The 12,437-nt window shown below is 32.8% G+C and carries 7 protein-coding genes and 2 tRNA genes; 3 read left to right on the top strand and 6 right to left on the bottom strand.

Features of this window, described 5'->3' with window-relative positions; genetic code table 11:
* Positions 1 to 271 precede the first annotated feature (271 nt).
* The 4 genes from H527_RS21385 to mutS form a co-directional block, all read right to left on the bottom strand.
* On the bottom strand, positions 272 to 901 hold the full coding sequence (locus tag H527_RS21385; protein WP_373297436.1) for an IS6 family transposase: 630 nt from the start codon (positions 899 to 901) through the stop codon (positions 272 to 274).
* A 667-nt stretch (positions 902 to 1,568) separates the two neighbouring features.
* Positions 1,569 to 1,655, bottom strand: a tRNA-Leu gene (locus tag H527_RS0104105).
* A gap of 21 nt (positions 1,656 to 1,676) precedes the next feature.
* A tRNA-Gly gene (locus tag H527_RS0104100) sits at positions 1,677 to 1,749 on the bottom strand.
* A gap of 181 nt (positions 1,750 to 1,930) precedes the next feature.
* On the bottom strand, positions 1,931 to 4,522 hold the full coding sequence (mutS, locus tag H527_RS0104095; RefSeq protein WP_035087372.1) for a DNA mismatch repair protein MutS: 2,592 nt from the start codon (positions 4,520 to 4,522) through the stop codon (positions 1,931 to 1,933).
* Between the two features lie 186 nt (positions 4,523 to 4,708).
* Between mutS and H527_RS0104090 the strand changes: the two genes are divergently transcribed.
* Positions 4,709 to 5,242: an RNA methyltransferase gene (locus tag H527_RS0104090; protein ID WP_027411527.1), complete on the top strand. Its 534-nt coding sequence runs from the start codon at positions 4,709 to 4,711 to the stop codon at positions 5,240 to 5,242.
* Positions 5,243 to 5,544: 302 nt separating this feature from the next.
* Positions 5,545 to 8,625, top strand: coding sequence for a S8 family serine peptidase (locus tag H527_RS0104085; protein WP_027411526.1), 3,081 nt, complete (start codon positions 5,545 to 5,547; stop codon positions 8,623 to 8,625).
* A gap of 478 nt (positions 8,626 to 9,103) precedes the next feature.
* Here H527_RS0104085 and H527_RS0104080 read toward each other — a convergent pair whose 3' ends face one another.
* Positions 9,104 to 10,033, bottom strand: a complete 930-nt coding sequence (locus H527_RS0104080) for a hypothetical protein (RefSeq protein WP_027411525.1) — start codon at positions 10,031 to 10,033, stop codon at positions 9,104 to 9,106.
* 388 nt (positions 10,034 to 10,421) lie between these two features.
* The gene (gene folK, locus H527_RS0104075) at positions 10,422 to 11,552 is read right to left on the bottom strand and encodes a 2-amino-4-hydroxy-6-hydroxymethyldihydropteridine diphosphokinase (protein ID WP_027411524.1); all 1,131 of its coding nucleotides are present in this window, start codon (positions 11,550 to 11,552) and stop codon (positions 10,422 to 10,424) included.
* Between the two features lie 79 nt (positions 11,553 to 11,631).
* Here folK and H527_RS0104070 point away from each other — a divergent pair, with 79 nt between their 5' ends.
* On the top strand, positions 11,632 to 12,366 hold the full coding sequence (locus H527_RS0104070) for a queuosine precursor transporter (protein ID WP_323054112.1): 735 nt from the start codon (positions 11,632 to 11,634) through the stop codon (positions 12,364 to 12,366).
* Positions 12,367 to 12,437 lie beyond the last annotated feature (71 nt).

The raw sequence follows: 12,437 nt of genomic DNA, 5'->3' as shown, positions 1-12,437 counted from the left end.
TTACTTGACCAATATTTTTGGAGTAGGCATTTTCTATAATACTTCCCTACTTTGGTATCTTATAATCATTTTAATTTTTAATTGAAAACTTAAATTAAAATAATCACTAAACAATATTAACTCATTTTGTACGAATAAAATATTTCATGATATTTCACTAATCCCTTAGAGGGTTCTGTCGCATTATCTCGAAGAGAATATAATTTTGAAAGAAGCTTAAAGATTAAGCAGCCAGTGAACAAAACGTTTTAAACGTTGAGGTTTTAGAGTTCTATATCTGTCCTTTTCTAATAATGTGTATGATTTCTATTCCTGCGAGTGTTCTTTGTGCTGATTCGAATTCTTTAAATACTGTAGTAATAGTGATTCTTCTTTTTATGTTACGATGATCCTGTTCTACGATGTTATTTAGATATTTGACTCGTCGAATCTTTATCTTTTTTGATGTCATATTCCTTTTGTTCCAAGTCTGTATCCCAGCCGTATTTGCTCCACTCTTATCAATATTAATAATGCGAGGTTTTCCGTTGTTGCCAATAGCTTTATTCAAGAACTTTTGAGCAGAACCTTTCATTCTACGTTTTGTTAATAGGAAATCTACAGTGTTTCCTTGTTTATCAACCGCTCTGTATAAATATCTGTCTTTACCTGCTACTTTGATATACGTTTTATCTAGTCTCCAACTATCTGTTACTTGCCGTTTACGAGTATTCATATTGTGCTCTATATCTTTAGAAAACTTAAACACCCAACGCTGAATTGTGGAATGATAGACTTTGACACCTCTAATAGACATCAACTCTTCTATATCACAGTAACTTAAACTAAATCGAAATTTAAAATATACCGCTTGTTGAATAATGATATGAGGATATCGATGGTGTTTGTACATGGAACTAATTTAGAAATCTCAAACTTATACGATTTACGAATAAAAATCTCGCATATAATCGCATTCTTTTTCTACTATATTTTCTTCATAAAATGAAACAATAGCTATGACTATTCTTTAATTTGATTCATCAATCTAGCGAAAAACCTTTGCAATTATTTATACGCAATTCTCATCCGTAAATCGTATTAAGTATATTTTAAAGAGTGAAATTAATGCGATAGAACCACATGAGGAACAATTAAAAAATATGATATCCAACAAAAGAAGAGCAAAGAAATACAAAAGAAACTTGAAGTACTAGAGTAAAGATTTATGTTTCGTAAAATCTCAGATAAGTAATTTCATAAATTTGAAGCAAAGTTAAAGCAGGAATTAAATACGATTCAAGTATACAATGCTAAAAACACCTTTAATTTATCGAACCTTGAAAAATCTATTAATTTAGCATTACAACTTTCTTGTAACTTACAGGAATTATGGAACTTAGGAGATTTAGAGACAAAAAAAGCTGTACAGCATATGGTTTTTCCTGAAGGAATTCTATTTGATTATGAAAATGACTGTTATCGAACCCAGCGAATTAATTCATTATTTGGTATAATCCCTTCATTATCAAATAATTTTGATAAAAATAAAAACGGGATAACACCTAAAAATAAGGAGTTATCCCGTCTGGTACTGAAGGCGGGACTTGAACCCGCACGGCCTAATGGCCATTGGATTTTAAGTCCAACGTGTCTACCAATTCCACCACTTCAGCTTGGTATATTTTTTTTCTCAGAGCGAAAAACGGGATTCGAACCCGCGACCTCCACCTTGGCAAGGTGGCGCTCTACCAACTGAGCTATTTTCGCATACTATAGAAAACAGCTTTTAGAGATAAAAACGTTTTGTTACGTTCAAAGGTCTTCTGCCAAAACTCCGAGAAGCTATTTTTTGTTATGTTTAATGAACTTCGCAATTCGTGATTGCGGATGCAAATTTAATACAATTCTACTAATACCAAAGTATTTTTCAAAAAAAGAATAAAAAAAATTACACCTGTGAGGCTTTCTTCCTGGTTAACATACGTTTAATCTCATTAAGTTTCATCAATGCTTCTACCGGAGTAAGCGTATCTATGTCAATTCCCAGTATTTCTTCTTTAATTTCTTCTAACAAGGGGTCGTTTAAATTAAAAAAACTTAATTGTAGTTCCTCTTCCTCCTGCACTTCCTTAATTTTATCGGTAAGCTCTTCGCTACTATGAGATTTTTCTAGCTTTTTAAGCATCTTATTTGCCCTGTGCAATACTTGCTGAGGCATTCCTGCCATTTTTGCTACATGAATCCCAAAACTATGCTCACTGCCACCAGGAACTAGTTTACGTAAGAAAAGTACCGTATCTTTCAACTCTTTAATAGATACATTATAATTTTTAATCCGACCAAAGGTTTCACACATTTCATTTAATTCGTGATAGTGTGTTGCGAATAGTGTTTTTGGTCTTGCAGGATATTCGTGTAAAAATTCACTAATTGCCCATGCAATAGATATACCATCATATGTACTCGTTCCTCTACCTATTTCATCCAACAACACTAAACTACGATCGGATATATTATTAAGAATACTGGCTGTTTCATTCATTTCTACCATAAAGGTAGATTCGCCCATAGAAATGTTATCACTAGCCCCTACTCTGGTAAATATTTTATCAACTATCCCTATTCTTGCTTCTTCTGCCGGAACAAAACACCCCATTTGTGCTAATAATACAATTAAAGCCGTTTGCCTTAATATTGCCGATTTACCACTCATATTTGGACCGGTAATCATAATTATTTGTTGTGTATCTCTATCTAATCTTACATCATTAGCAATATATTGTTCTCCTGGAGGAAGTTGTTTTTCTATTACAGGATGGCGACCATTCTTTATCTCAAGATCATAAGATTCATCTATTAAAGGTCGTACATATTGGTTTTCTGTAGCTAATTGCGCAAAAGAGCATAAACAATCTAATTGTCCGATCAAAGTGGCATTAAGCTGTACTGGTTTTATATACTCATGCATCCAAATTACTAAATCTGCAAATAGTTGTTGCTCCAGAGCCAGAATTTTTTCTTCTGCTCCAAGAATTTTACTTTCATACTCTTTAAGCTCTTCGGTAATATAACGCTCTGCACTTACCAAAGTTTGTTTACGGATCCAAGTATCCGGAACCTTGTCTTTATGTGTATTGCGAACCTCTATATAATACCCGAATACATTGTTGGATGCTATTTTTAGAGAAGTAATCCCTGTATTTTTTGTTTCTCTTTCCAGCATTTTATCCAGATAATCCTTTCCTGAAAAAGCAATAGATCGCAACTCATCTAATTCCTCCAGATACCCGGCAGCAATAGTATTTCCTTTTGCTATATTTACCGGAGCTTCTTCGTTTAAAGTTTGTTTAATTTTATTACGAAGTAACTCACAATCGTTAAGCGTATCTCCTATTACTTTTAAAGCATCATTATCACTATTAGATGCTTGCGCTTTTATAGGAATAATAGCTTCTAAAGAATTTTTAAGCTGAACAACCTCTCTTGGGCTCACTTTTGCCGTAGCTACTTTAGAAATTAATCGTTCTACATCGCCTATTTGTTTAATTTGATGTTGGATTTTTTGATGTAATGTGACGTTATCTAAAAAAAACTGTACAACTTCATGTCGTTTTGTAATAGTAGAAATATTTTTAAGAGGTAACGCTAACCACCTTTTTAAAGTACGACCTCCCATTGGAGAAATCGTTTTATCTATAATATCTAAAAGAGTTACTGCATTAGCTGCATTAGCATGGTATAATTCAAGATTTCGGATCGTAAAACGATCCATCCAAATATATTGATCTTCGGCAATACGCTGGATTGTGCTTATGTGTTGTAATTTATGATGCTGTGTTTCATTAAGATAATGCAAGATTACTCCTGCTGCAATAATACCTTCTTGCAAATGATCTATTCCAAAACCTTTTAGTGTTTTTGTGCCAAAATGTTTATTTACAGTTTCGTCTGCATAATCTGTTTTAAAAACCCAGTCTTCTAAAAAAAATGTGTGAAAATCGTGACCAAAGTCCTCCTGAAAATGTTTCTTTTTGGGCTTAGAAATAAGTACTTCGCTAGGATTAAAATTTTGTAACAGCTTATCCATATGTGCAGCATCTCCTTGCGCTGTTAAAAACTCTCCTGTAGAAACATCTAAAAAAGCAATTCCTACTTCTTTTTTTCCATAATGTAATGCACACAAAAAATTATTGGTTTTACTCTGTAAAACCTCATCATTAAGAGCTACTCCAGGGGTAACCAATTCTGTCACTCCTCTTTTTACTATAGTTTTGGTTTGCTTTGGATCTTCTAATTGGTCACAAATAGCGACACGCTCTCCTGCTTTAACTAATTTTGGTAAATAAGTATTTAAAGAATGGTGTGGAAATCCTGCTAAAGCAGTTTCATTCTCGCTTCCACTTCCTCTTTTGGTTAAAACTATATTTAAAATAGCTGATGCCTTAATCGCATCTTTTCCAAAAGTTTCATAAAAATCTCCTACTCTAAACAATAATAATGCATCAGGATACTTTGCTTTAATAGCATTGTATTGTTTCATTAATGGAGTTACCTTTTTACCGTCTTTTGCTGCCAATGAAGTATAGTTTTATGAATCCCGCTAAAGTAGTTATTCTACTATCTTTTTTAAAATATCATACTTAGTAGTTATTCATTTTTATTCACAATCCCGTTTCAATCACAAAATCAAAGAATGATCTAAGGAATAAATGATATTTTTGCAGTAATGAAGAACAACAGAAAACTAAAAAACAGCGAACTCGATCGCAAAACTGTAGACGAGTTTAAAGCATCCAAAAAAACGCCATTAATTATTATTTTAGATAATATTAGAAGTTTAAATAATATTGGATCTGTGTTTAGAACCGCAGATGCTTTTTTAATTGAAAAAATATACTTGTGCGGTATTACTGCGACTCCACCTCATAAAGATATTCAAAAAACTGCACTGGGTGCTACTGATACAGTAAACTGGGAACATAAGAAAGATACTTTAGAATTAATACTTGATCTTAAATCTCAACATGTAAAAATCCTCTCTGTAGAGCAAGCAGAAAACACAACCATGTTACATGATTTTATACCAGAGTCTAATCAAAAATATGCAATCATTTTTGGTAATGAAGTAAAAGGTGTACAGCAACAGGTAGTTTCAGAAAGCGATACAGTTATTGAAATCCCTCAATATGGCAGCAAACATTCTTTAAACATCTCTGTAAGCGTTGGTATTGTAACTTGGGATCTATTTAGCAAACTTTAAAAAAACAAATACAAGAATTTATCTTATTCACTTTCTTAAAGATATCATACCAGCTAACAAATAAACCATTACTACAAAACACAAGAGCAACTAGGGGGTAAATACATTTTGTTCGTCATAGTTTATAGACACTATTGTTTTAATTAGCAACCAATTTAAAACTATGAAAACTCAAAAAACCAGAAATTACAGCGCTAAATTCATTTTTTATACACCTGAACAACAAGCAGGCAAAGGATGTTTTTAAAAGACTTAAATTGATTTTTCTACACACAAAATCTTAATTTTTTAAAATCTAACTTATGAAATCAAGGAAAAGTATATTCCTTTTTATTCCTGTTTTGTTATTTTCGATATTCGTAAACGCTCAAAACAATTATGACAGAGAGAATATAAAAAATCAAACTAACTTACAGGCTCTACAAAAGATTATTAACAAATCTAATAGCCAAGATAAAATCTACAAAGCGATAGCTTTTAATCAAAAAATCTCATTAACAAAAACTACTGCAGACGGGCATCTAGGTGTTTTTTATTCTTTTAATGAAAACGGAGACCCTGTTTATGCTTACGACGACAATGTTGACGCGGCTACTTCTGGGCGCACAGATAAAATATGGACAGGAGGATCATCTGGATTAAACTTAACAGGAGCAGGGATTCAAATAGGAGTATGGGAAAGCGGAAGAGCCAGTACCACACATCAAGAACTTAAAGGACGTGTTTCTTCTGGAGATGGAGCTTTACCTACAAACCATGGAACACATACTGGAGGCACCCTAATTGGTAAAGGTGTTGATCCGGCAGCCAGAGGAATGGCCTCTGAGGCTACTATAAAAGGCTATACCGCATCGGGAATGGTTGCAGAAGCGGCCTCATTTGCTGCAGCTGGAGGCATTTTAGCTAATAATTCAAACTCCCCAATAGGTTCAAACGGTGTATATGACGCAAATGCCCGAGATATGGATGAGGTAACCTACAATGCACCTTTCTACTTACACTGCAAATCAGCTGGAAATAATGGTGGCCCATATAATTCAGTATACGGAAATCAGCTAGCCAAAAACCTTTTTGTTGTAGCCAATTCAAACGATGTTCTTAACTACACAGGACCATCCTCGGTGACAATGGCTTCTTCAAGTTCTTATGGACCATCTAATGACTGGAGAATCAAACCAGATATTACTAATAATGGTGTCGGAGTATATTCTTCAGATGCTATTAGCGACACAAGCTATAGTACTAAAACAGGTACCTCAATGTCGACTCCCGCAACAACAGGTACTATTGCCCTTCTACAACAACATTATAAAAATATTAATGGAACATACATGAGAGCCGCTACAGCAAAAGCATTGATTATAGACACCGCAGACGAAGTAGGAGCAAATGATGGACCAGATTTTAGAAGTGGATGGGGTCTAGTTAATGCCGAAAGAGCCGCACAAGTAATCACTAATAACGGAAACACATCTGCTATAGAAGAATTAGTCCTTAACAATGGAGGCACTTACACTAAAACCTTTACTTCTGATGGTGTAACTCCGCTAGCTATAACAATAGCATGGAATGACCCTGCAGGCCCAACCAACACTGGTAACAACCCTATATTGGTTAATGATTTAGACATGAGAGTTACAGGAAACAATAATACTTACTCGCCTTGGGTAATGGTTCCTAATGGCAACTTTAATAACTATACTGACGCCGCTCAAAAAGGAGATAACTACAGGGATAATGTAGAAAAAATAGATGCCGTTCTTGCTGCAGGAACCTATACCGTAACAGTAACTCACAAAGGGGCTTTAACGAACGGAGCTCAGGACTTTTCCTTAGTCATAAATGGTATTATAGGTGTTCCCGACACTCAAGCACCAAGTAAACCAACCAATCTAATCGCTTCAAATACTGGGGCTACATCTACAAATTTATCTTGGGTTGCTTCTACTGATAATGTGAGAGTATCAGAATATAAGATATTTGAAGGAACAACTACTATAGGAACCTCTTCTACTACTAATTTTAATGTAACTGGACTTAGTGCAAATACCACATATAGTTTTACTGTAAAAGCAAAAGATGCAGCAGGAAACTTATCAGAAAACAGTAATATCGTTAATGTGATTACAACCTCTACTCCTGCGTGTACTGGAATCAACAGTTTTCCTTACTCCGAAAGTTTTGAATCTAACCTTGGAGCATGGATCAATACTTCTGGAGATGACATAGAGTGGACAAGAGGCTCTGGAGGAACTCCATCTAGTGGCACAGGACCTTCTACAGGACAAGAGGGATCTTTCTATTTATACACAGAAGCCTCTACTAATGTGACTCCCCCAGGAAGTCCTAATAAAATTGCATTACTAAATAGTCCGTGTATCGATCTTAGTAATATTTCTAATGTATCTCTGGATTTTGGATATCATATGCTAGGTACTGCAATGGGGTCTTTACAAGTGTTAATAAGTACTGATAATGGAGTGAGCTACACTTCTATCTGGTCTCAGAATGGTAGTCAAGGAAATATCTGGAATCAGGCTAGCGTTTCACTTACTTCTTATACTGGTTCTGTAATTCAATTACAATTTAAAGCTACTACAGGAACAGGATGGAGTAGTGATATTGCTATCGATACTATAAAAATTATTTCTGATACCCGAGATAATCAAGCACCTACAGCACCAACAAACTTATCTACTGCTAATATTACAAATACTACTTTAGATCTTAGCTGGAATGCTTCTACAGATAATGTAGCTGTAACAGAATATGATGTCTACGAAAGAAATACAGTTATTGCTACCACGACTGGCACTTCATATCAAGCAACTGGATTAACAGCAAATACCTCGTATTCTTTTAGAATAAAAGCTAAGGATGCCAACGACAACCAATCTAGTTTTAGTAATACATCAATTGCAATCACACTTCCTGATATTGGAGGAGGAAACTGCACAGGAATATCAAAATATGTAACAGGAACTTCTTATAATCAAGGTGAAGAAGTACAAAATGCAGGAGGAAAATACATGTGTAATATCCCAGGATGGTGCTCTTCTACAGCAGCTTGGGCTTATGCTCCGGGCACAGGTTTATATTGGCAGGATGCTTGGTCAAAAACAGGTAATTGTAGTTCAAATGCATTATACTCTCTGTTTCCTACTATAACAAAAGATATTACCAGCCTTATTATAAAGACTGAGAATGCTTCATTGATAAAAATAAATCTATATGATTTTACTGGGAAGTTAATAAATTCTCAAACATATCAAGAAAATCAAAAGTCTATAATACAAGATTTGTCTGAGTTTAAAGAAGGCTTGTATATATTTAAAATATATATTGACAACAAGGTCTATACAGAGAAAATTATTAAAAAATAACTAATCAATAACCTCGGAGCAAGCTCACGAGGTATGCTTCCGCAAATATATTTTGTTTTCGAGGCAAGCCTCGAGAATTAAACTCCACAATGTGGATTAAAAAAGAGCCCTAAAAAAGCTTTTTTTTTAACTAAGATTTAGTTTTTATGATTAATTATCAGTCAAAGCATTATTTTCAAAATTTATGATCAAGATTAATTAAGAGTTTTACCATCCTGTTCATATTATCAATACCATTATTAACCATTTATACTATCATCCTAAGCTAGCATCTAGTTAACTTTCTAATAACAGGGAATTCACCTAGCCTATTTCGATCTGAAGTATTGAAAATAAACTCAAAAAAACATTGCTTTTGGATAAAAAAGACTTTGTGCCATTTTAAAAATATTTCACAAAAAAACGTCAAATGCATAAGAACTAAATTTGATTTTTAATCTTATGTATTTAACGCTTCAACTCTTTAAAATATACTTAACTAAGCTTGTTCTGGAGAATCGGTAGCATACGGAATATTTTGTAGCTGTTTTCTAAAAATTAATCTATTTATTAGATTTGAATTAGGCCGATCTGCTACCATTACAAACAAAGGAATCAAAGCATGTGGCAATCTTATAAACATCTCCCATGTCCATTGATTAAAAGTATTTCCTAAGAAATCCATATAAAAATGCCCTGTTAAACGTGCTATAGCAGTAAGACCTCCCCAAACAAAAGCATACACCAGAGCTGCATAAGAGATTCTAGGAACAAAAATAGCAATAGCGATTATAAAGTCTAGAATCCCAGCTATTTTTAAAAGTAAATGTGCACTTGGTTCATTTATTGGCAAAGAATTTAATGTCATATCAATAAAGTTACCTGGTCTTGGATAATACCCTATTGCATACAAACCATGACAACTAAAAGTCAATGCAATTGCAATTAACGCTATTAAACGTATTTTTTTGAAGTCTACAGTAGTAAACAAAATTAAATAAAGTAGTACCGGGCTTAAAAACTGAATAGTATATTCAAAAAATTGCCCTACATGAAAGAATTTTTCTTTGCTGTATAAAAATGCTAAAATAAAAAGACCGATACTCCCTCCTACCAAAAAGAGTTTACCTAGTTTTTTCATATTTGGTTTTATTAGTAAAGTAGCAATAGCGCATAGGAGATAAAAGACGCCTATTGTTTTTATAGAAAATGAAATTGTATTTGCAGCAGAAAGGCTGGTTACATAATCATTCCAAGTGCCACCGAAAATGTTTTCTACTACACCTTTTAACAGACCCTCATCCCATAAAAAAGCTCTATAAGGGGCGTCCCAAACAATATGCTGATAAGCCCTGCCTATAAAAACCAAAAAAGTAGACAACTTTAATATAGTGATTAATTGTTTTTTGGAGTTAGAGTATTGTGTCATGAATTTGTGTGTTTAATTAATAGTATTAAAAATAAGAAAAAAAAGTCTTTTATCAGCTCATAACCACCCATAATTCGCATATAAAAAGCTATGAAAATCACATCAAAAAAAACATATCTATCAGAAAACTAGTTTCTTTAAATATTATTTCACAAACACTATATAATTTTTGAGTTGTAGACTTTAGGTGTTTAAAGACATCCCTTTTACCCACTCATAAACTTCTGTTTTTTTTACAATCAACAACATTTAGTTTAATTTCTTAAAAATAAGAGACCATACAAAAAATGAGGATCTACAACTATAAAAAATCATCTACTTTAAAAAAATAGACTTTTAGGTTACACACTTAATGAAACAGTGTCTTAATGAAGTAAGTTATTTTAAATCACTGTGCTATTTTTTCTATAATAGACACAAAATCAGATCTATTTTCAATAAAATCTATTTCTGATACATCTACAACTTTTACATTAAACTCTGATTGAGATTTTATAAATTGCAAATAGCCTTTATTAATTTTATCCAGATACTCTGCTGGTATTTTTTGTTCATAATCCCTACCTCTTTTTTTGATGTTTTGTAAAAGACGCTCTGTATTTTGATAGAGATAGACATATAAACCTGGTTTTGCTAAATTTTTGTACATAAGATCAAATACTTTTTTGTACAGCATAAATTCGTCGGATTGCAAAGTAACCTTAGCAAAAATCAAGGATTTAAACACATCATAGTCACTTACTACAAAATCTTTAAACAAGTCAAATTGCGCTATATCTTCTTGTAATCTTTGATAGCGATCTGCCAGAAAAGACATTTCTAAAGGAAAAGCATAACGCTCCATATCCTCATAGAACTTTGGTAAAAACGGATTATCTGCAAAGCGTTCCAGAATAAGTTTTGCATTAAACTCTTTAGCTATTAACTTTGCTAAACTTGTTTTACCAGCACCTATATTACCTTCTATTGTGAGATACTGAAATCGAGATAAACTATAAGTATCTTTGGGAAATATTATCGTATCATTAAGTTTTATGATTTTTGAATTATCTGAGGTGGTTTCTAGTATTTTTTTTACTGTCTCCTTCAGTTTTGGATGCACAACATCTCCTGCAATTTCCGCCAATGGCTCTAATACAAATTTTCTATCTTGCATAGCTGGATGAGGCAGTATAAGTTTTTTTGTTGTTATAACACCTTCCGAAGAAAAAATAATATCCAAATCAATAGTCCTTGCTTCATACCCATTATTGCTGTCTGTTCTTTTGCGTCCTAATACATTTTCAATTTCTAACAAAATATCCAATACCTCAATCCCTGATATATTGGTTTGTACCGCAATACAAATATTATAAAAATCGCGACTATTAAAACCCCATGCTGGTGTTTGATATACACTAGATATCGAAACTACATCTCCAATTGTTTTATATATTTGATGAACCGCTTTTTGAATAAAATCTAAACGATCTCCCATATTACTGCCTAATGAAATATGTATAATGTTCGGTGTTTTCAAGATTGGAAATTTATATTTTAATAAGAACTTCTTAATTTTAAGAGCAAATTAAACAAAACAAAATCACTTCGCCTTATTTTTGCGTGAACTATTATTAACTATTATTTTGACTGAAATTACTCTATCTCTTAAAGACAAGCGTATTGCTTATAAAATATATCTAATCCTTGGTGCTCTTTTTATATCTTCGTTAGTTGTATCTAATCTCATATTCCAAAAATTTTTTTATTGGGATTTTTTCAGCATATATACTTTTGAAATCTCTGTTGGTATCCTACCATATCCTATTACTTTTTTGATTACAGATATTATAAGCGAAATTTTTGGTAAAAGAAAAGCTAACCAGATTGTTACTGCAGGTATTTTTGCCTCATTCTTTGCTTTACTTATCGTTTATGCTTCTTCTAAAGTCCCTGCAACTATATGGTCGCCTATAAATGATCAATTATTTAATCAGGTTTTTGGCGCTACTGCAATTGCAGTATTAGCTTCGATGATGGCATATCTATTTGCCCAGTATATTGATATTCAGGTTTTTCATTTCTGGAAACGAATTACTAAAGGAAAACATCTATGGTTACGAAATAATTTTTCTACTTTCTCTTCTCAGTTTATAGACACTTTAACTGTTCTTTTATTACTATGTTCTTTTAACATACTAAAATGGGATAGATTTGGAATATTATTATTAAATGGTTTTTTATTCAAAGTATTAGTAGCTGCTTTAGATACCCCTTTACTGTATCTATGTGTACATGTATTACAAAAACGATTTAAATTAAAACAAGGAGAAGAATTACCCCTAGAAATTTAAAATCTAACAAATAGTTAACTTAAAAAATGTAACACGTATCTTTGTAAATCGTTACTTTATCTCAAAGTTAT

The organism is Aquimarina muelleri DSM 19832 (genome assembly GCF_000430665.1).
Taxonomy (GTDB): Bacteria; Bacteroidota; Bacteroidia; order Flavobacteriales; family Flavobacteriaceae; genus Aquimarina; species Aquimarina muelleri.
The sequence above is the reverse complement of the archived record's forward strand: the minus strand, read 5'-3'. Positions and strand labels throughout refer to the sequence as shown.